Genomic DNA, 20,549 nt, shown 5'->3' with positions numbered 1-20,549 from the left:
GGTGCTGCCGGGATTACCGAGAGCTACTATTCCGGCCAGACTTGGTCACGCAGCGTCGCGCGGCCGGCGCGACGCACGGACCGGGAGCTGGAATCGGCATGACCTCATCGACGTTGACGGCGCCACCGGCGCGGCGGGGCAGCGACTACGCGCGACTGTCCCGCCGGGTCGCCGAGGCCGGGCTGTTCGCCCGCCGACCGGGCCGGTACGCGGTCCGGATCGGGCTCACCCTGGGCGCCTTCCTGGCCGGCTGGGCGGTGGTGGTCGCGGTCGGCGACTCCTGGGCGCAGCTGCTGCTGGCGGTCGGGATGGCCGTGGCCACCACCCAGGTCGCGTTCCTCGGGCACGACGCCGGCCACCGGCAGATGTTCCGCCGGCGCGGCCCGAGCGAACTGGCCGGACTGGTCGCCGGCAACCTCGCCGTCGGGCTGAGCTACGGCTGGTGGGTGGACAAGCACAACCGGCACCACGCCAACCCGAACCACACCGACGAGGACCCGGACGTCGGGGCGGGCGCGCTGGTCTGGACGTACGAGCAGGCGGCGGCGACCCGGGGGCTGGGCCGGTGGCTGGCCCGGCGGCAGGCGTGGCTCTTCTTCCCGATGCTCCTGCTCGAAGGGCTCGCCCTGCACGTGTCGAGCGTGCAGGCGCTGGTCGGCCGGGAACCGGACGGCCGTTGGCGCACCCCGGTGCGGCACCGCGCGGCCGAGGCGCTGCTGCTCGTCGCGCACGCCGCCGGTTACCTCGGCCTGCTGTTCACGGTGATGTCGCCCGGCAAGGCGCTGCTCTTCGTCGCCGTTCACCAGGGGCTCTGGGGCCTCTACATGGGCTGCGCGTTCGCCCCGAACCACAAGGGCATGCCGATGCCGACCGCCGAGGACGACCTGGACTTCCTGCGCAAGCAGGTGCTCACCTCGCGGAACGTGCGGGGCGGCCGGTTCGTGGACGTGGCGCTGGGCGCACTGAACTACCAGATCGAGCACCACCTCTTCCCGAACATGCCCCGGGACAACCTCTGCCGGGCCCAGCCGATCGTCCAGGCGTACTGCGCCGAGCAGGGCATCCCGTACGCGGAGACCGGGCTGGTCGAGTCGTACCGCCAGGCGCTGGCCCACCTGCACGAGGTCGGCCGCCCGCTGCGCGCGGGGTGACCGCCGACGGCCCCGGGCCTGCTCAGGCCGTGCCGGGGCCGGGCCGCGGTGCCCGGTAGGGTCGGCGCATGGCAGACGTGCTCACCGCTGAGGCGGTGCGGGACGCGCCGGGTGGGCCAACCCCGACCCGGTGGATCGACGACAGCGTCCGGAGTGCCGCATGAGATTCGAGATCAGCAAGGTGCTCGACGCCATCGAGGGACGGGTCTGCACCGACCCCTCGCTGGCTCGGGCCGTGGTGGACCTGGCCGAGGTGATCCGCTGGCAGGACCTGGACGGCGGGCGGCCGGCCAGCCTGCTGCGGCTCGGCATGGTGATCGACGCCCTGTCCAGGCAGTTGGAGGAGGACAGCGTCCCGGTCTACGCGATCGTGCACCGGGCCCTGCTCTCCGACGCCGACCTGACCTCCAACGAACGGATGGTGGTCCGACGCTGGGCCGACGACGGTCTGGTCGAGGTGCTGGACCACCCCGGCGACCGGGTGTTGGAGGTGGCCGACCTGCTCGGGCTGCCGGTGCTCAGCCGGGTCCGCTTCGACGGGCTGAGCGGCCGCTACCCGTGGCTCGGTCAGGCCGGGCGGGTGCTCGCCCCGGTGCCCGGCGCCGGTGGCCCGGTGTTCATCGCGCACGTCGGGGGCGGGCAGAGCCCGGCCACCGGCGGCCGGTCGCCGGCCGGCGTGAAGCTGCTGGCCCGGCAGTGGCGCTGCCCCGAGTCCGGCTGCGCGCTCTTCGGCAGCGGTGGTGGCGGTGGCGCCTTCGCCGACCTGGCCCGGGTCGACCGCGCCCCGGCCGGGCAGCCGCCACCCGCCCTGCGCAACGGCGTGCCGACCTGCCCGCGGCACGGCACCCGGCTTGGCGACGCCGGTCCCCGGCCGGGTACCGAGGTGCTGGCGGTGCGGATCGGCGGGCTGGTCCGGCGGCGCTTCGCGCTGACCGAGGCCCAGCCGGTGTTGGTCGGGCGGGCGCCGGATTCCTCCGGCGGGGTCGTGCTCGGCCAGTGGCTCAACGACGAGGCGCGGCGCTGGATCAGCCGCAGCCACGTCCGGTTCGAGCTGCGGGCGACTGGTCCAGGTCGGGGCGAGGTGGTCGTCACCGACACCAGCACCAACGGCTCGGGCGTACGGCCGGGCGGCTCGATGGCCGAACCGGACCGGATCGCGCTGGCGCCGCAGCAGTCCCGGGTGCTGGCCCAGGGCGACATCGTCGAGCTCTATCCGGGGGTGCAGGTCGGCCGCGCCGCGGACCTGTCCAGCGACGCCAAGTACACCCCCAACTCGGTCATGGCGGAGGCCCCCACCATGGCCATGCGCCTCCCCCGCTCCTAGCCCCGCCCCAGGGGCCGCATCGATCATGAAGTTGTTGTCGCGCGCCCGAGGTGTCGCGACAACAACTTCATGATCAGCGGGGCGGGTGCTCAGCTCTTGAGGACGGCGGCGAGCTGGGCCACGGCGTGGTCGATCTCCTCCTCGGTGATCACCAGGGGCGGGGCGAGCCGGATGGTCGAGCCGTGGGTGTCCTTGGCCAGGACGCCGCGCTCCATCAGCCGCTCGCAGGCCTCCCGGCCGGTCATCAGCGCCGGGTCGATGTCCAGCCCGGCCCACAGGCCCCGGCCCCGGACGGCGACCAGGCCCCTGCCGATCAGGCCGCGCAGGCCGGCGTGCAGCCGCTCGCCCAGCTCGGCCGAGCGTCGCTGGAACTCGCCGGTGGCGAGCAGCCGTACCACCTCGGTCGCGACGGCGCAGGCCAGCGGGTTGCCGCCGAACGTGGAGCCGTGCTGGCCCGGCTTGAGCACACCGAGCACGTCGGCGTTCGCGGCCACCGCGGAGACCGGCACGATGCCGCCGCCGAGCGCCTTGCCCAGCAGGTACATGTCCGGGACGACACCCTCGTGGTCGCAGGCGAAGGTGGCGCCGGTCCGCCCCAGACCCGACTGGATCTCGTCGGCGATGAAGAGCACGTTCCGCTCGGTGCAGACCCGGCGGACGCCCGGCAGGTAGCCCTCCGGGGGCACCACGACGCCCTGCTCGCCCTGGATCGGCTCGATCAGCACGGCGACGGTGTTCTCGTCGATCGCGGCGGTCAACGCGTCCAGGTCGCCGTACGGGACGACGGTGAAGCCCGGCGTGTACGGCCCGAAGTCGGCGCGGGCGTCCTCGTCGGTGGAGAAGCTGACGATGGTGGTGGTCCGGCCGTGGAAGTTGCCCTCGGCGACCACGATGTTCGCCTGGCCCGGGGTCACGCCCTTGACCTGGTAGCCCCACTTGCGGGCGACCTTGATGCCGGTCTCCACCGCCTCGGCGCCGGTGTTCATCGGCAGCACCAGGTCCTTGCCGCACAGCTCGGCCAGCTCCCGGCAGAAGTCAGCGAACTGGTCGTGGATGAAGGCGCGGCTGGTCAGGGTGAGCCGGTCGAGCTGCGCGTGCGCGGCCTCGATCAGCCTCGGGTGCCGGTGGCCGAAGTTCAGCGCCGAGTAGCCGGCCAGGCAGTCCAGGTAGCGGCGACCGTCCACGTCGGTCAACCAGGAGCCCTCGGCGGACGAGATCACCACGGGCAGCGGGTGGTAGTTGTGCGCCGTGTGGCGCTCTGCGTCCCGTACCGCGGCGGGCGTCCGCAGCATGTCGTCGATGATCACTTGACTGCCTTTCCCTGACGGAGTCGCAACGTGCAGCACTTCGGTCCGCCCCCGGCCTTGCGCAGCTCGGAGAGGTCGATCCCGATGGTGTGGTAGCCCCGGTCGCGCAGCTTGGCGGCGAGGTCGGTGGCCTGGGCGGGCAGCACCACGTGCCGCCCGTCGCTGACCGCGTTCAACCCCAGCACCTCGGCGTCGGCCATGGTGGCGTGGATCGCGTCGGGGAAGAGCCGGCGGAGCACCGCGCGGCTGCCCGGCGAGAACGCCTCCGGCAGGTACGCCACGGTCTGCTCGTCGAGCACGGTGAGTGCGGTGTCCAGGTGGTAGAAGCGCGGGTCCACGAGCTGCATGGTGACCACCGGGTAGCCGAAGACCTCCTGCAACTGCGCGTGCGAGGCGTGCGCGGTGCGGAACCCGGTGCCGGCGAGCAGCTGGTCGCCGACCAGCAGGATGTCGCCCTCGCCCTCGTTGATGTGCTTCGGGTCGTACATCTCGAAGCCGGCGGCCTCGAACCAGGCGCGGTAGGCGGGAGCCTCGTCGGCGCGCTGCGGGTCGCGGAACTGCACCGCCATCGCCTTGCCGTCGATCACCGTGCCGCCGTTGGCGGCGAAGACCATGTCCGGCAGGCCGGGGACCGGGTCGATCAGCTCGACCTCGTGGCCCAGGTCGACGTACGTCTGGCGGAGCTGCTCCCACTGCCGGATCGCCAGGTCGGCGTCCACCGGCGCGGTGGGGTCCATCCACGGGTTGATCGCGTAGTCGACGGCGAAGTACGTCGGCCGGCACATCAGAAGGCGCTGGCGGGTCGCGTCCATCGTCATGTCGTGCTCCCAGGGGTCGGGCGCGCCCGGCCACGGTCGGCCCACGGGCTGGCGCCGTGGTCCAACGGTATGCGGGCCAGGCCGACGACATCCACCGCGAGAAGTTGCGTTCCGCGTCGAAACGTTGCGTCTGGCACGCCTCTCACGGTGGATCGTTGCGTCGGCGGTCAGTCCCGCTCCACCCCGAGGTGAACCTGCCGGTGCCGGGGCGCCTCGACCTCGTCCAGCAGCGCCACCGCCAGGTCGGCGTACGTGATGCGGCTCGCGGCCTCGGCCGGCGCGAACCGGTACCGGCCGGTCGGCGTGCCGCCGTGGTCGAAGTCACCGGCCGGGCTGAGCACCAGCCAGTCGACGGCCGTGCCGGCCCGCCGCAGCACCTCGGTCCCCGCCCCGTGCCCGAGGGCGAAGGCCCGGTACTCCTGCGGGTAGCCCGGCGTGTCCAACAGCGGTACGCCGTCGGCGGTCGGCAGCACCGAGGCGAGCCCGACCACCAGCAGTCGGTCCACCCCGGCCCGGCCGAGGCCGCCCAGCAGCGCCCGCGCCGCCGCCGGGAAGAAGACGTCGGCCGGCACGGACAGGTCGGCCGCCGCGTGCACCGCCGCGTCGTGCCCGGCGGCCAACTCGGCGACCCGGTCCGCGTCGGTGACGTCCCCGATGGCCGCCGTCACCCGTCCGTCGCCGGTCAGGTCGGGATGGCGGGCCGGGTCGCGGAGCACGGCGGTCACCTCGTGCCCCCGGTCGCGCGCCTCGCGTACCGCCGCCCGGCCGGCCCGGCCCCCGGCGCCGAAGACGATGATTCTGCTCATCGACGTACCCCTCATCACCCCTTGGCCGGCGTGGTCGCCGGCCGGTCGCTGCGGACGCTATCCGGAGGGCCGGTTTCCACCGGGATACCGACTACGGTGGGCGCATGGCCGCGCCGCTCGCCCCGGACATGTTCGACGAACTCTGCCCGTCGGACCTGACGCCGATCCGGTTCGGGGACAAGTGGGCCGGCATGATCATCCGCTGCCTGGAGGGCGGACCCCGGCGGTTCTCGGAGCTGCGGGTGCCGCTGCGCGGCGTCACCGCGAAGGTGCTGACCCGGTCGCTGCGGAAGCTGGAGCAGGACGGGCTGGTCCGCCGCACGGTCCACGTCGCACCCGCCCGCCGGGTCGAGTACGCGCTGACCCCGCTGGGCCGCAGCCTGCTCGGTCCGATCGAGGTCGCCTGCGCCTGGGCCCGGGAGCACCTGGACGAGCTGATCGACGCGCGCGAGGGTGTCAAGGCGGCGGACTGAGCCGGGAAAATGTTTCGGGGGCGGCGAACCGCCGCCCCCGAAGAGGATGTGCCCGGCTGGTGAACCACCAGACCGGTCGGCGACGGCTCCAGGTCGCGGCGCGGCGTCAGGCCGCCCCTCCTCCGGTCCCGAGCGCCGCCGAGCGGCGGCGGCCGAATGGGGGCCTGGAGTTGTCGCAGGTGCCGGCGCACCGCCGGCGAGCCGATCAGTGCCCGTCAGAACATCGCGGCAAGCTGTGAGTCAAGCCACTCCCGGAACCGGCCGACCCACTCGCCGTCCGTGGTCGGCCAGTCGAACCGACCGGTCAGCGCGACGATGCCGAGCACCACGGCGGCGAGGCCGATCACCACGCCGACCAGCGCGTCGGTCGTGCCGGCCACGTGCCGCCGGCGGGTGGCGACCAGGCCGAGCACGGCGAGCACCGCACCGACCGCGCCGAGTCCGATGCCGTACCCGGCGAGCGTGCCGGAGAGTACGAACAACGCGCCGACCACCGACACGATCAGCCCGAAGGTGGCCAGCAGGCTGGCCCGGGGCTTCGGGCCGAGGGCCACCGGGGCGCTCCGCGACTCGCCGTCGGGCTCCTCGACCGGCCGGTCGGGCCGGCGGTCGCCGGGGAGGTCGCTTGCGGCCGCCCGGTCGGGCCGGTTGTCGCCGGGCAGGTCCGTCGCTGTCGTCCGGTCGGGCCGGCGGTCGCCGGGGTGGTCGCTTGCGGCCGGCCGGTCGGGCCGGTTGTCGCCGGGTAGGTCCGTCGTTGTCGGCCGGTCGTCCCGGTCCAGGTCGACGGTGTGCTTCTCGCCCCGGACGACCGCGGTGCCGGTGCGTGGACCGCCGTCGCGGGCGTCGGTGACGCCGTCGTCGTTCACGTCCGCACTGCGCGCCGGGGCGTTCCGGGACTGTGCCGGGGCGTTCCGGCCGGGCATCATCTTCACGTCGACACCTCCTGATCAGTGCGCGGAGGCCGCGCATCACGGTCGGGAGATACCCGGCGCCGGGGAGTTCGACACCCGTCGACACCCGTCGACACCCGTCGCGACCGTCGGCGGCCAGCGCCTGCCCGACCCGGTTTGCGGTAAACGGTGGTCTTCGGGTCGTCGGAGACCACCGTTTGCGGCATCCCGAGCGGCCAACGATCTCGAAGCGCCTGGTCCGGCCTATGCTTGGCGTCCGTGCCAGAGGGACACACCATCCACCGCCTGGCGGCCCGGCACGCCGAGCTGTTCGCCGGCGACAAGGTGCACGCCGCCAGCCCGCAGGGCCGCTTCGCCGAGGGCGCGGCCCGGCTCACCGGCAGCGTCCTCGACGGCACCGAGGCGTACGGCAAGCACCTGCTCCACCACTACGCCGCTGAGCTGACCCTGCACGTGCACCTCGGGCTGTACGGGAAGTTCGCCGACGGCCCCGGCGAGCCCCCGTCCCCGGTGGGGCAGATCCGGCTGCGCCTCCACAGCGACCGGCACTGGCTCGACCTGCGCGGCCCGACCGCCTGTGAACTGCTCACCCCGCCCGAGGTGGCGGCGCTGCGTGACCGGCTCGGCCCGGACCCACTGCGCGCCGACGCCGACCCGGACCGGGCGTACGCGCGCATCCGGCGCAGCGGCACTCCGCTGGCGGCGCTGCTGCTGGACCAGTCTGTGGTGGCCGGCACCGGCCTGATCTTCGTGACCGAGGCGTTGTTCCGGGCCGGGCTGCCGCCCACCCTGCCCGGCCGCGAACTGACTCCGGCGGGCTGGCGGGAACTCTGGGCCGACCTGGTCGTGCTGATGACCCGCGCGGTCGAGCGGGGCCGGATCGACACCGTACGCGAGATCCACCTGCCGGAGGCGATGGGCCGGGCGCCCCGGGTCGACCGGCACGGCGGCGAGGTGTACGTCTACCGCCGCCCCGGCGCGCCCTGCCACGTCTGCGGCAGCGGGGTCAGCCGGGGCGAGCTGGCCGGCCGCAACCTCTACTGGTGCCCCACCTGCCAGGGGCGGTAAGGAAGGGCCCCCTGTTAACGCCTCCGGTAGAGAAGGGCACCCTTCTCACAGCGAGTCGGTGAGCAGCCAGCGGACCACCTCGATGTTGCCGGGGAACACCTGATCCCCACCGATGCTCCAGGCCGTGGTGTGCACGATCGTCCAGCCGCGTACCCGCTCCCGATCCAGGCCCAGCTCGGCGCTGAGCCGGTCCAGCCGGTGCCGGACCGCTGCGGGTGAGTGCCCCAGCTCCGCCCCGCGCACCATCGGCACCGGCGCGAACTCCCGCTCGCCGACCAGCGGCTTCGGGTCGATGGCCAGCCACGGCTCCCGGCCCGCCCGGAGCACGTTGCCGGCGTGCAGATCCTGGTTGACCAGCACCTGTTCGCCCTGGCTCGGCACCAGGTCGGCGAGCAGCCCGAGCGCTACGTCCAGCAGCCGCCGCTCGTACGGGCGGTTGGCCCGGTCCCAGTTGGCCGGCATCCGTTCCGCCCAGCCGGCCGCCTCCTGGGCGAGCGGGGTGAACGGCGGGCCGGCCGGCACGCCGAGCCGGGGGAGCAGTTCGACCACCGCGTCCAGGGCCGCGTCGAGGGGCAGCTCGTACAGCGGGGTGCCGGGCAGGCAGCGCTCGACCAGCAGCGCCCGCCGTTCCGGGTCGTGGGCCAGCAGTCGGATCGCGCCCCGGCCGGCCCAGTGCGCCAGCGCCGTCGCCTCGTGCACGCTGTCCTCGTCCGGGTACTGGAGCTTCAGCACCGCCGCCGTGCCGTCGGGCAGCTCGACCGGCACCGCCAGCGAGGCGAAGGCGTACCCGAAGGGGCGTCCCACCGCCCGGAGCTCCCACCGCTCGACGCACTCCGCCAGCCGGCCCGGCAGCGCCGCCCGCCACGCCCGGCCGGCCGGGGTCTGTTCGGTCCACCGCAAGCTCTCAGGAATCTCCACCCGGCCATCCTCGGTCCTGCGTCCCGTTCATGAACAACCGGCACGGGGCGGCGACGGCCACCGCCCCGCGCGGGCGGCGTCAACCAGCGGGCGCGGGCAACGGGGTAGCGGCGTCTCCCTCTCGTCGCCGCCGCCGGGCGGCTCAGCGCAGCCGGCGGATGTCCCCGTACGCCCGGTAGAACCCGCCCCGGCCGGACTCGCGGATCTCAGTGACCAGGTAGCGGGCGCCCGGCTCCCGGATGCCCTTGGGGAACTGCACCGACCAGTCCCGCCGGTAGCCGTCGGAGAGGACGTGGACGCGCAGCCGGCCACCCTGCTCGACGCACTGCACCACCACGCCGGACCGGTCGTCGGTGGTCACCTCCACCGTGGTCCAGGCGGCCGGCTCGGGGAGCCGGGCCGGGGCCTTGACGTCCACGACCTCCGGCACGCTGCCCGCCTCGGCGGCCCGGATCGCCGGCTCGCTGGCGTCGATGCAGGCCAGGTGGCCGCTGGTGGTGACCACGTAGAGCCGCTCCTGGTGATACTGCATCGAGTACGCCGAGCCGCAGCCGGTGCCGAGCTTCCACAGCCGGTTGCCGGCCGCGTCGAAGCAGTAGATCGAGGAGGCGTTGTCGCCGGCGAAGACGTACCGGCCGCCCTCGGCGGTGGCGCAGGAGAAGACCGCGGAGTCGCAGCGGTACGTCTGCTCGGCGCGCCCGTTCTTGCGCAGCCGCACCACCTCTCGGGTGCCGGTGCCGGCGAACACGGTGTCCCGCTCCTGCCAGCCGAAGAGCACCGCCCCGGTCGGGGTGTGCCACAACTCCCGCCCGGTACGCCAGTCGTAGCCGGTGACGCCCTGCGTGTGACCGTGGTAGAGCGCGTCGTTGTCGCAGCGGACCATCCAGGCGTACCGGCCCCGCCCCGGCCGGCGCCAGAGGAACTCGTCCTCGTGGTCGACCGCGGCGACGCCGCCCTCGCGGTCGGAGACGCCGAGCACGCCGTCGTGGATGTCCAGCCAGTAGATGTCGATGTCCGGGGCGATCGCGTACGCCACCCGGGGCACCTTGCCGGAGAGGTCGTAGACGTTGCCGTCGTCGCAGCCGGCGTAGATCCAGGCGTCGTCGGCGACGATGCACTTCACCCCGTCGGGGAGCCGCACCTGGTTCAGCACCCGGGCGTCGTGGTCCAACGTGGTGATCACCCCGTGCTCGTTGCCGACCATGCAGTGCTGCCCGTCGACGAAGATGCCGAACGCGGGCGCGCCCGAGTCGTACCGCCAGAGGACCGGGGCGGTGCGGGCGGTGGAGCGGGTGCTGACGATCTGCCGGCGGGAGACCGTCCGCTTCTGGCGTACGCCGCGCACCGCCGGGGCGTACCCCTTGCGGACCTTTTCGCCGATCTTCTTCGCGGCGGCGGCGCGGGCGCGGGCGTTGTCCGGGTAGCTGGTGGTCTTGACCTGACCCTGGTCGCCGATCCGGCCGTAGCGCACGGTCATGGCGGTGTCCTCCACCACGACCTCGTAGAACTTGTGCGCTCCTCCGTCCACTTCGGACAGTTCGAGGTAGGTCGTCTCCTGCGACATGGGATGCCTCCGAGGGGAAGGGCACCGGAACCGGCACCGGGACAGCGCGCACACGCTAACCACGCCCCCCGACAAAGAGCGGGTGTTAGGAGGGGCCCCTGCTATACGCCAGGCGTTAAGAGGGGGCCCCTCCTTACCCGTCGGTGAGGGCGTCGACGGCCTTGCGGGCGGCGATCAGCACCGGATCCCAGACCGGGGCGTACGGCGGGGCGTAGCCCAGGTCCAGTGCGGTCATCTCGTCCACCGTCATGCCGTTCCACAGCGCCACGGCCAGCGCGTCGATCCGCTTGGCCGCCTCGGACCAGCCGACGATCTGCGCCCCGAGCAGTCGGCCGCTGGGCCGCTCGGCGATCAGCTTGACCGTCATCGGCCGGGCGCCCGGGTAGTAGCCGGCCCGGCTGGTCGATTCGGCGATCACCGAGACGAACTCGAAGCCGGCCGCCAGCGCGTCCCGCTCCCGTAGCCCGGTCCGCCCCACCTCCAGGTCGCAGACCTTGGTCACCGCCGTGCCGATCACCCCGGGAAACGTGGCGTACCCGCCACCGATGTTGATCCCGGCCACCCGGCCCTGCTTGTTGGCGTGGGTGCCCAGGGGGATGTACACCGGCATGCCGCTGACCCGGTGCAGGGTCTCCACACAGTCGCCGGCCGCCCAGACGCCGGGCACCCCGGGCACCCGCATCCGGCGGTCGGTGCGTACCCCGCCGGTGGGGCCGATCGGCAGGCCGGCGGCCTCGGCGAGCGCGGTGTTCGGGCGTACGCCGAGACCGAGCACCACGACGTCGGCCGGGATCGGCCCGGCCGAGGTGTCCACGGCGACGATCCGGCCGTCCCGCTCCCGCAGGTCGGTGACGGTCAGGCCGGTACGGATGACGATGCCGGTCCGGCGCATCGCGGCGGAGACCAGCTCGGCCATGTCCGGATCCACCGTGGACATCGGCTGGTCGGCCTGCTCGACCAGCTCGACCGAGAGCCCGCGCTGGAGCAGCGCCTCGGCCATTTCCACGCCGATGTAGCCGCCGCCGACCACCACGGCGCGGCGGGGCCGGGGCTCGCCGTCCAACCAGTCGAGCAGGGCCGTGCCGTCGTCGAGTGTCTGCACGCCGAACACCCCGGCGACGCCGCACGCCCACCCGGGCCGCACCGGCGTCGCTCCGGTCGCGTACATCAGGGCGTCGAACCGCTCGCGGACCTCGCCGCCGCCCGCCAGGTCGCGGGCGACCACCTCGCGGCGGCCCAGGTCGATGGCGGTGACCTCGTGTCGCAGCCGGACGTGGATGTCGTACCGCTCCCGGAAGGTGACCGGGTCGCGGGCGACGAGCTGGTCCCGGTCCGGCACCACGCCGCTGATCCAGTACGGGATGCCGCAGGCGGAGTACGAGGTGAAGTGGCCCCGCTCGAAGGCGACGATCTCCAGCTCGGCGGCGTCCCGGCGGCGTCGGGCCTGGGAGGCGGCCGCCATTCCGGCCGCGTCCCCGCCGACGACGACCAGCCGTTCCGCCACGAGATCCATCCTGGCACGCGGGGATCGACCTCGGGTCGCTCCCGCCGAGGCTCACCCGAGCCGGCCACGCCTGCCACGGCACTGCTCAGCCGGCTGAGCAGTGCCGGCGTGCCTACGATGGGGTCGGCCGGCGTCGCCACCGACAGCCAGGGAGGCCCCATGACTCCGAGCAGCACGCCGCGGAGGGTTACCGGGGCCTGGCGTACCGACCGGGACTGGCGACGGCAGGTGCCCCGGGGTTTCGCCACCCTGCTCTGGACCGTCGCGGTGGTCTGTGCGCTGGCGGCGCTGAGCAGTGCCTTCCGCACGGGTTTCCAGCCGGTCCGCACCGCGATCGACGCCCTGCTGGTGCCCGCGCCGGCCAACCTGGCGTACGCGGTCTTCCTCGGCACCCTGGCCTCGGCGGTGCTGCGCCGAAAGCGGCTGGCGTACTGGGTGCTGGTGGCGTACTTCAGCCTCACCCTGGTGGTCGGCGTGCTGGCCGGGGTGCTGCTGCTGGTGATCGGCAGCAACCGGCTCAACGCCGCCGCCGGGCAGCGACTCTTCACCACCCTGGAGACCGTGGGGGTGTGGGTCGGCATCGCCTTCGCCGCCGCCGCGCTGGCCCTGCTGCTCGCCGCTCGGCGGGAGTTCTACGCCCGGGTACGCCGCGGCAGCACCTGGCGGGCGCTCGGCGTCTTCCTCGGCCTGGCGGCGGTCTCGGTCGGGCTCGGCTACCTGCTGCTTCTGGCCGAGCCGGGCAGCCTGCACACCTGGTCGGACCGGCTCGGGTACGCGGCCGAGAAGGTGTTCGGCGGCGCGATCACGCTCGACGTGACCCGCCGGGGGCAGGCGCCCGGGTGGGTCAACCTGCTGCTCGGCGGCTTCGGCGCGGTCGCCTTCGTCGCCGGCCTGTTCACCCTGCTCCGCTCCCAGCGCGCCAACGCCGTGCTGCACCCGGACGAGGAGCAGCGGATCCGCGAGCTGCTCGCCCGGTACGGCGAGCGGGACTCCCTCGGCTACTTCGCCACCCGTCGGGACAAGGCGGCCGTCTTCTCACCCAGCGGCAAGGCGGCGATCACCTACCGGGTGGTCAACGGGGTCAGCCTCGCCAGCGGCGACCCGGTGGGCGACCCGGAGGCGTGGGGCCCGGCCATCGAGGCGTGGCTCGGGCAGGCGCGCGCGTACGCCTGGATCCCGGCCGTGATGGGCACCGGCGAGGCCGGGGCCCGGGCGTACCAGCGGCACGGGTTGAAGGTGCTGCACCTGGGTGACGAGGCGATCCTGCTGACCCGCGAGTTCGACCTGGACGGGCGGGACATGCGGCCGGTACGCCAGGCGGTGCACCGGGTGGAGCGCGCCGGCTACGTCGCCCGGGTACGACGCCACGCCGAGATCCCGCCGGAGGAGCTGGCCCGGCTGGCCGGGCTGGCCAGCGCCTGGCGGGACACCGAGAACGAGCGGGGCTTCTCGATGGCGCTGGGCCGGCTCGGTGATCCGGCCGACGGCGACTGCGTGCTGGTCGACGCCCGGGACGCCGAGGGCCGGGTGCGGGCGCTGCTGTCGTTGAGCCCGTGGGGTGCGCACGGGCTCTCGCTGGACCTGATGCGCCGGGACCGGGCGGCCGAGAACGGGGTCACCGAGTTCCTGGTGGCCGCGCTGCTGGGTGCCGCCCACCGGCTGGGCGTCGAGCGGGTGTCGCTGAACTTCGCGGTGTTCCGCTCGGTCTTCGAGCAGGGCGCGCGGATCGGTGCCGGCCCGGTCATCCGGCTCTGGCGGCACGCCCTGTTGTTCTTCTCCCGCTGGTGGCAGCTCGAATCGCTCTACCTGTCCAACGCCAAGTACCAGCCGAACTGGCTGCCCCGCTACCTCTGCTTCGCGGAGCGCCGGGAACTGGCCCGGGTGGGCATCGCGGCGGCGATCGCCGAGGGCTTCCTCGCCCTCCCCGGCGGTCGGCCCACCCCGCTGTACGGGGTGCCGCCGCCGGGCGGCGGGGTGCGTTTCGTGCCGCCGGCCGCCGCGACGGTCCGGGCCGTACCGCCGGAGCCGGCCCCGACCGGGCGTCCCGAGCAGGTCCGGGTACGCCGGGCCAAGCTGGACCGGCTGCGCGCCGAGGGGATCGAGCCGTACCCGGTGGGCTATCCGCGGACGGAGCGCTGCGCGGCGGTGCGGGAGCGGCACTCCGGGCTGGCCCCGGACACCGGGACGGGGGAGACGGTGGCGGTGGCCGGCCGGGTGCTGCTGGTCCGCGACCACGGCGGGGTGCTGTTCGCCACGGTCCGGGACGGCAGCGGCGACCTCCAGCTCGTGCTGGAACACGACCTGGACCGCTGGCGGACCACGATCGACATCGGCGACCACGTCGGCGCCACCGGCGAGGTGTACGCCACGCGGCACGGCGAGGTGTCGGTCCGGGTCGCCGACTGGCGGCTGACCGCCAAGTGCCTGCGCCCGCTGCCGGACAAGCACCACGGGCTGGCCGACCCGGAGGCCCGGGTCCGGCAGCGGTACCTGGACCTGGCCATCAACGCCGACGCGCGGGAGCTGCTGCGGGCGCGCGGCGCCGCCCTGCACAGCCTGCGTGCCACGCTCGTCGGGCGGGGCTTTCTGGAGGTGGAGACGCCGATCCTCCAGCGGGTGCACGGCGGCGCCAACGCCCGCCCGTTCGTCACCCACAGCAACGCGTACGACCTGCGGCTCAGCCTGCGGATCGCGCCGGAGCTCTATCTGAAGCGGCTCGCCGTCGGCGGGGTCGAGCGGGTGTACGAGCTGGGCCGGGCGTTCCGCAACGAGGGCGTCGACCACCGCCACAACCCCGAGTTTACCGTGCTGGAGGCGTACCAGGCGTACGCCGACTACCACGACATGCGGGAGCTGGCCCGGGAGCTGATCGTCGCGGCGGCGGTGGCGGTGCACGGCACGCCGGTGGCCCGCCGGCCCGGCGGCGAGCCGGTCGAACTCGGCGGCGCGTGGCCGGTGCGGACGGTCAACGAGGCGGTCTCCGCCGCGCTGGGCGAGGAGGTCACCGCCGACACCGGGCTGGCCACCCTGCGCAAGCTCTGCGACTCCGCCGGGGTGCCCTACGACCCGGGCTGGGGGCGCGGCGCGGTGCTGCTGGAGCTGTACGAGCGGCTGGTCGAGGCGCGGACCGAGGGGCCGACGTTCTACCTGGACTTCCCGACCGAGGTGTCCCCGCTGACCCGGCAGCACCGGCACGACCCGCGGCTGGCCGAGCGGTGGGATCTGGTGGCGTTCGGGCTGGAGCTGGGCACCGCGTACACCGAGTTGGTCGACCCGACCGAGCAGCGGCGCCGGCTCACCGAGCAGTCGCTGCGGGCGGCCGGCGGCGATCCGGAGGCGATGGAGCTGGACGAGGACTTCCTCACCGCGCTGGAGTACGCGATGCCGCCGACCGGCGGTCTCGGGCTCGGCGTGGACCGGCTGATGATGCTGCTGACCGGCCGCTCCATCCGCGAGACCCTCCCCTTCCCCCTGCTCCGCGACTCCCCCTGACCCCCCACCCCCGCCCCCCGGCGTCGTTGATCAAGAGGTTTGCGTCCCGATCCGGCGGGCTCCCGACCCAAACTTCTTGATCAACTCGATGGGCGAGGGATGACGGGGGGTTCTAGGGTGGGCGTGTGCGGGGGATGCTGGTGGTGACGGGGACGTGGGCGTACGTCCTCGCCCAGTTCATGGCCGACCGGCCGGCGGGTCTGCTCGCCGGCGCGGCGGTCGCCGCCACGCTGCTGCTGGCCACGCTGCTCGCGTTGCGGGTGCGGGCGCTGCCCATCCCGCCCGGCGGGCGGCGGGCCTCCGCCCTGCGGGCCCGGGCCCGCGGTCGCCGGGTGCCCCGGCAGGCCGACCCGGACGCCTCCGGTCGGCCCCGGCCCCGAGCCCCCGGCCTGCGTCCCTCGGCCGCGTAGCGCCCCGCCGTCCCCGCCTGGCGTGGGTGGCCGCCGCCACGCGGCCGATTCCGTCGTCATCCGTCCCGCCGGGACGCGTCGTCCCGTCGGGGCATCCGGAATCGGACCGAGGGGTTCCCCCATGCTCGCCTTCGCACCACTGCACTCTGCGGCCACTGCCGCCGCCACCGCCGTCTCCTGGCTCGCCGACACGCTGACCCCGCTGGCCGGCGGGGCCGCGACGGCCGCCGCGATCGTCCTGTTCACCGTCGGGATCCGGCTGCTGATCTCGCCGCTCACCGTGGCCCAGGTCCGCGGGGAGCGGCGCCGCGCGGCGCTCGCCCCCGAGATCCGCGACCTCTCCCAGCGGTACGCGGACGACCCCGCCCGTCTGCAGAGCGAGCTGGTCGCGCTCTACCGGCAGGCCGGGGCCAACCCGGTCGCGGGCTGCCTTCCGACGCTGTTGCAGGCACCGTTCTTCCTGGTCATGTACCGCCTCTTCGCCACCGGCGACGGCCTCGACCACGCCGGCTCGCCCGGTCTGCTGCACGAGCGGCTGGCCGGCGTGCCGCTGGGCTGGCACCTCGGCGACGGGCTCTCCGGCCCGGTGGTGGCGGTCTTCGGGCTGCTGCTGGTGGCCCTGCTCGCGCTGGCCTGGTGGTCGTCGCGCCGGATCCGCCGGGCGGCCACGGCCACCGGTGCGCCCGCCGAGGGTCCGAGCGCCGTCCTGGGCCGGCTGATGCCGCTGCTGCCGTTCAGCACGGTGCTGTTGGCCTTGGTGGTGCCGCTGGCGGCGGTGCTCTATCTGGTCACCACCACCGGTTGGACCGCGCTGGAGCAGGCGATCCTGCGCCGGCCACAGACGGCAGACATCGACAAGCGTTGACAACTGTGGGGGCGGGGCGTACAAATCGCAACCAGAGAGCGCTCTCTCGCCCCGTCCCCGCAGAGAGGCATTCCGATGAATCCTGTCCTGGCGGCGCCCGCCGCCCCGTCCGCCGTGCGCCGATCGCGCCGGCGGCTCTCCCTGGCGGCGGCCGTGGTCGCCACCACCACCGTGCTGGCCGCGGTCTCGATGACCGCGCACGCCGCCGTCCCACCGCCGCCGTCCGGCTGGAGCCTGGTGTGGAGCGACGACTTCACCGGCGCCGCCGGCACCCTGCCCTCATCCGCCAACTGGATCATCGACACCGGCACCAGCTACCCGGGCGGCCCGGCCAACTGGGGCACCGGCGAGATCCAGACGTACACCTCGAACACCGCCAACCTCAGCCAGGACGGTGCCGGCAACCTGCGGATCACCCCACTGCGGGACGGCGCCGGCCGGTGGACCTCGGCCCGGATCGAGACCGTACGGACCGACTTCAAGCCGCCGGCCGGGGGAGTGCTCGCCCTGGAAGGGCGGATCCAGATGCCGAACGTCACCGGCGCGGAGGCGGCCGGCTACTGGCCGGCGTTCTGGGCCCTCGGCTCGCCGTACCGGGGCAACTACCAGAACTGGCCGGGGGTCGGCGAGTTCGACATCATGGAGAACGTCAACGGGATCAACTCGGTCTGGGGGGTGCTGCACTGCGGCGTCGCCCCCGGCGGGCCGTGCGACGAGTTCAACGGCATCGGCAGTTCCCGGGCCTGCCCGGGCGGCACCTGCCAGTCGGCGTTCCACACGTACCGCTTCGAGTGGGACGCCTCGGTCAGCCCCCAGCAGCTCCGCTGGTACGTCGACGGCCAGCTCTTCCACTCCGTCAGCCAGAGCCAGGTCGGCACGTACTGGGGGCAGATGACCAGCCACGGCGGCTACTTCCTGCTGCTCAACGTGGCGATGGGCGGCGGCTTCCCGAACGGGGTGGCCGGCACCACCACGCCGACCTCCGCCACCGTCTCCGGCCGGCCGATGCTGGTCGACTACGTGGCCGTCTACACCCGGGGCGGCGGCAACCCGCCGACCACCACACCGCCGACCACCCCGCCGCCCGGCGGTGTGGTGGACGCGTACTCGACCATCCAGGCCGAGGCGTTCAACGCCCAGAACGGGGTGCAGGTGGAGACGTGCTCCGAGGGCGGGCAGGACATCGGCTGGCTGAGCAACGGTGACTGGGCCCGCTACGACAACGTCGACTTCGGCGCCACGCCGCCGAAGGACTTCCTGGCCCGGGTCGCCTCCGGCGCGCCGGCCGGGGTGAGCGGGCTGGTCGAGGTCCGGCTGGACAGCGCCACCAGCGCGCCGATCGGCAGCTTCGCGGTCGCCAACACCGGCGGCTGGCAGACCTGGCGCTCGGTACCCGGCAACGTCAGCGCGGTGACCGGCCGCCACACCGTCTACCTGACCTTCTCCAGCGGCCAGCCCGCCGACTTCGTCAACGTCAACTGGTTCACCTTCCGCCGCTAACCCCCTCCTTACCGCGTCGAACATGGAGTTGCGGCACCGGACGAACGCCGTGAAGCAGGCCATCCGGTCGCCGCAACTCCATGATCGGCGGGAGGGTCAGGGGTGGAGGGTGGCGTCGGGTGGCGTTCGGTGCCAGGCGGTGAAGTGGACCCGGAGGGCGCTGCGGGTGGGGGAGCAGCAGTAGGGGCCGGCCGACGCGACGGCTGCCGGGTCCAGCGGGGCCAGGCGGACCAGCCGCCACGGCTCGCGGTCCACCCGGGCCCGTACGGTCAGCGCGTCCCCGGCCCGGCTGACCCGGACGGTCACCTCCCGCCCCGACCACTCGGGCACCGGCGCGACCGACCAGTCCGACACCTCGTCGGTGACCACCGCGCCCACCTGCGGGCACCCGTCGCTGACCTCCACCCCCGCCTTGGTCCACCGCCGCTCGTCCACCCGGACCAGCACCCCGGCCTGGTCGAACTGCGCACCGTAGTCGAGGCGGAAGCTGACCTCCATCGCGCTGTCCACGGGGAACGGCGCCAGCAACGCCGACCCGTCGTCGTGTACGAAGCCGTAGCTGGTCCGCCGCCAGAAGTCACTGCCCTCGCGCGGCTCGACCAGCAGGCCGTCGCCGGACTCGTCGGTGCGTACGGGCGGGTTCAGCCAGGTGCCGGCGGACCAGTCGACGGGGTGGCTGTCGTGGCTCATGCCGGCACCGTACCCGCCCGGCGGCCCACTGAGGAGGGACCGGTTTGCCGAAGCCGCGGCGGGGAGAAATAGACCGGGCATGGGCGAGAGGTGGTATCAGGAGGCGGTCGTCTACTGCCTCGACATCGACACGTTCGCGGACTCGAACGGCGACGGGGTGGGGGACATCCACGGCCTCATCGGCCGCCTGGACTACCTGGCCCGGCTCGGCGTGACCTGCCTGTGGCTGCATCCGATCCACCCGTCCCCCCGGCGGGACGGCGGCTACGACGTCACCGACTTCTACAACGTGGACCCGCGCCTGGGCACCCTCGGCGACTTCGCGGAGTTGCTGCACCAGGCGCAGAACCGGGGCATCCGGGTGATCATCGATCTGGTCGTCAACCACACCTCGGACGAGCACCCCTGGTTCCAGTCCGCGCGCTCCTCGCCCGACTCGCCCTACCGAAACTGGTACGTCTGGTCGGCGAAGGGGCCGCCGGACCGCCACCAGGGCATGGTCTTCCCCGGCGAGCAGGACGAGACGTGGAGCTACGACCGGACCGCCAGGGCGTGGTACTACCACCGCTTCTACGACTTCCAGCCGGACCTCAACATCGCCAACCCCGAGGTACGCGCCGAGATCAAGAAGATCGTGTCGTTCTGGCTCCAGCTCGGCGTCTCCGGGTTCCGGATGGACGCCGTACCGTTCATCATCGAGCTGACCGAGCCGGGCAACCCGGACTCGCCGAAGGACCTGGAATTCCTCACCGAGCTGCGCCAGTACGTGCAGTGGCGGCGGGGCGACGCGATCCTGCTGGCCGAGGCGAACGTCGAGCCCGACCAGCTCCCGACGTACTTCGGCGACAGCGGCGGCTCGGCCAACCGGATCCACATGCTCTTCGACTTCATGCTCAACGGGCGGCTGATGCTCGCCCTGGCCCGGCAGGACCCGGAGCCGGTGATCGAGGCACTGCGGGACAGCCCGGCGCTGCCTGTGGGCGGGCAGTGGGCGACCTTCCTGCGTAACCACGACGAGATCGACCTGTCCCGGCTCACCGCGGAGCAGCGCAACCAGGTGTACGAGCAGTTCGGCCCCGACGAGGACATGCGCCTCTACGGCCGGGGCATCCGCCGCAGGCTCGCCCCGATGCTCGGCAACGACCGCCGGCGCATCGAGCTGGCGTACGCGCTCCAGTTCTCGCTGCGCGGCACACCGGTGCTGCGCTACGGGGAGGAGATCGGCATGGGCGAGGACCTGTCGCTGCCCGGCCGGGAGGCGATCCGTACCCCGATGCAGTGGTCGTACCAGGAGAACGGCGGCTTCTCCACGGCCGACCCGGAGAAGCTGGTCCGCCCGGTTGTCGACCACGGCGAGTACGGCTACCAGCGGGTCAACGTGACCGCCCAGCGCAGGGACCCGAGGTCGCTGCTGGGCTGGTTCGAGCGGATGATCCGTACCCTCCGGGAGGCGCCGGAGGTCGGCTCGGGCACCACCTCCCACATCGACGTGCCGATGCCGCCCGGGGTGCTGGCGCACCGCGCCGACGGGCCGACGGGGACCATGGTGTTCCTGCACCACCTCGGCACCGAGGACGTCGAGGTCGACCTGGGCATGCTCGCCCCCGAGGCGGACCTGCCGATCGACGTGTTCACCGACCGCAACTACCCGGAGGTCGGCAAGCTGGACCGGCTCAAGCTCGCCGGCTACGGCTACCGGTGGATCCGGCTCTGCCGGGGCCGGGACCTGTGACGACGGGATCGGGGTT

17 protein-coding genes are annotated in these 20,549 nt (G+C 73.6%); 9 read left to right on the top strand and 8 right to left on the bottom strand.

The genetic code is table 11. The features are described from left to right. Positions 1 to 98 precede the first annotated feature (98 nt). Positions 99 to 1,151, top strand: coding sequence for a fatty acid desaturase family protein (locus GA0070604_RS26590; protein ID WP_091124403.1), 1,053 nt, complete (start codon positions 99 to 101; stop codon positions 1,149 to 1,151). Positions 1,152 to 1,311: 160 nt separating this feature from the next. Beyond that, entirely contained in the window at positions 1,312 to 2,475 is a 1,164-nt protein-coding gene (locus GA0070604_RS26585) for an FHA domain-containing protein (protein WP_091124400.1), read from the top strand. An 89-nt stretch (positions 2,476 to 2,564) separates the two neighbouring features. On the opposite strand, the gene rocD is transcribed toward GA0070604_RS26585, so the two are convergent. From rocD to GA0070604_RS26570, 3 genes are all read right to left on the bottom strand, one after another. Continuing rightward, positions 2,565 to 3,779 (bottom strand): ornithine--oxo-acid transaminase, encoded by a 1,215-nt coding sequence (gene rocD / locus GA0070604_RS26580; protein ID WP_208602354.1) that lies wholly within the window; start codon positions 3,777 to 3,779, stop codon positions 2,565 to 2,567. Next, the gene (ddaH, locus tag GA0070604_RS26575; protein ID WP_208602353.1) at positions 3,779 to 4,594 is read right to left on the bottom strand and encodes a dimethylargininase; all 816 of its coding nucleotides are present in this window, start codon (positions 4,592 to 4,594) and stop codon (positions 3,779 to 3,781) included. Before ddaH ends, rocD begins: the two co-directional genes overlap by 1 nt. Before the next feature lie 173 nt (positions 4,595 to 4,767). Further along, positions 4,768 to 5,406 carry an NAD(P)-dependent oxidoreductase gene (locus tag GA0070604_RS26570; protein WP_091124397.1) on the bottom strand — a complete coding sequence of 213 codons (639 nt, stop codon included), beginning with the start codon at positions 5,404 to 5,406 and terminating at the stop codon, positions 4,768 to 4,770. 104 nt (positions 5,407 to 5,510) lie between these two features. Here GA0070604_RS26570 and GA0070604_RS26565 point away from each other — a divergent pair, with 104 nt between their 5' ends. Next, positions 5,511 to 5,879 carry a winged helix-turn-helix transcriptional regulator gene (locus GA0070604_RS26565; protein ID WP_091124394.1) on the top strand — a complete coding sequence of 123 codons (369 nt, stop codon included), beginning with the start codon at positions 5,511 to 5,513 and terminating at the stop codon, positions 5,877 to 5,879. A gap of 215 nt (positions 5,880 to 6,094) precedes the next feature. On the opposite strand, the gene GA0070604_RS26560 is transcribed toward GA0070604_RS26565, so the two are convergent. Continuing rightward, positions 6,095 to 6,805 (bottom strand): DMT family transporter, encoded by a 711-nt coding sequence (locus GA0070604_RS26560; RefSeq protein WP_244162249.1) that lies wholly within the window; start codon positions 6,803 to 6,805, stop codon positions 6,095 to 6,097. Between the two features lie 243 nt (positions 6,806 to 7,048). Between GA0070604_RS26560 and GA0070604_RS26555 the strand changes: the two genes are divergently transcribed. Then, positions 7,049 to 7,858, top strand: a complete 810-nt coding sequence (locus GA0070604_RS26555; RefSeq protein ID WP_091124391.1) for an Fpg/Nei family DNA glycosylase — start codon at positions 7,049 to 7,051, stop codon at positions 7,856 to 7,858. Between the two features lie 45 nt (positions 7,859 to 7,903). On the opposite strand, the gene GA0070604_RS26550 is transcribed toward GA0070604_RS26555, so the two are convergent. From GA0070604_RS26550 to GA0070604_RS26540, 3 genes are all read right to left on the bottom strand, one after another. Further along, positions 7,904 to 8,776 (bottom strand): aminoglycoside phosphotransferase family protein, encoded by an 873-nt coding sequence (locus tag GA0070604_RS26550; protein ID WP_091124387.1) that lies wholly within the window; start codon positions 8,774 to 8,776, stop codon positions 7,904 to 7,906. Between the two features lie 142 nt (positions 8,777 to 8,918). Further along, positions 8,919 to 10,340, bottom strand: a complete 1,422-nt coding sequence (locus GA0070604_RS26545; protein ID WP_091124384.1) for a WGR domain-containing protein — start codon at positions 10,338 to 10,340, stop codon at positions 8,919 to 8,921. Between the two features lie 133 nt (positions 10,341 to 10,473). After that, positions 10,474 to 11,844, bottom strand: a complete 1,371-nt coding sequence (locus tag GA0070604_RS26540; protein ID WP_091124380.1) for an FAD-dependent oxidoreductase — start codon at positions 11,842 to 11,844, stop codon at positions 10,474 to 10,476. 159 nt (positions 11,845 to 12,003) lie between these two features. Between GA0070604_RS26540 and lysX the strand changes: the two genes are divergently transcribed. The 4 genes from lysX (at position 12,004) to GA0070604_RS26520 (ending at position 18,111) form a co-directional block, all read left to right on the top strand. Continuing rightward, positions 12,004 to 15,336: a bifunctional lysylphosphatidylglycerol synthetase/lysine--tRNA ligase LysX gene (gene lysX, locus GA0070604_RS26535; protein ID WP_091127429.1), complete on the top strand. Its 3,333-nt coding sequence runs from the start codon at positions 12,004 to 12,006 to the stop codon at positions 15,334 to 15,336. Positions 15,337 to 15,470: 134 nt separating this feature from the next. After that, a complete protein-coding gene (locus GA0070604_RS26530; protein ID WP_091124377.1) occupies positions 15,471 to 15,746 on the top strand; it encodes a DUF6412 domain-containing protein in 276 nt (91 codons plus the stop codon). Between the two features lie 121 nt (positions 15,747 to 15,867). Then, the gene (locus GA0070604_RS26525) at positions 15,868 to 16,611 is read left to right on the top strand and encodes a YidC/Oxa1 family membrane protein insertase (RefSeq protein ID WP_091124373.1); all 744 of its coding nucleotides are present in this window, start codon (positions 15,868 to 15,870) and stop codon (positions 16,609 to 16,611) included. 75 nt (positions 16,612 to 16,686) lie between these two features. Then, on the top strand, positions 16,687 to 18,111 hold the full coding sequence (locus tag GA0070604_RS26520) for a carbohydrate-binding protein (protein WP_091124370.1): 1,425 nt from the start codon (positions 16,687 to 16,689) through the stop codon (positions 18,109 to 18,111). A 96-nt stretch (positions 18,112 to 18,207) separates the two neighbouring features. On the opposite strand, the gene GA0070604_RS26515 is transcribed toward GA0070604_RS26520, so the two are convergent. Next, positions 18,208 to 18,801, bottom strand: coding sequence for a DUF1349 domain-containing protein (locus tag GA0070604_RS26515; RefSeq protein ID WP_091124367.1), 594 nt, complete (start codon positions 18,799 to 18,801; stop codon positions 18,208 to 18,210). A 79-nt stretch (positions 18,802 to 18,880) separates the two neighbouring features. Here GA0070604_RS26515 and GA0070604_RS26510 point away from each other — a divergent pair, with 79 nt between their 5' ends. Further along, positions 18,881 to 20,533, top strand: a complete 1,653-nt coding sequence (locus GA0070604_RS26510; RefSeq protein WP_091124364.1) for an alpha-amylase family protein — start codon at positions 18,881 to 18,883, stop codon at positions 20,531 to 20,533. Positions 20,534 to 20,549 lie beyond the last annotated feature (16 nt).

Origin of the sequence: Micromonospora eburnea, from assembly GCF_900090225.1 — a bacterium.
Lineage (GTDB): Bacteria > Actinomycetota > Actinomycetes > Mycobacteriales > Micromonosporaceae > Micromonospora > Micromonospora eburnea.
This window is presented reverse-complemented; position numbering and strand designations above follow the sequence as displayed.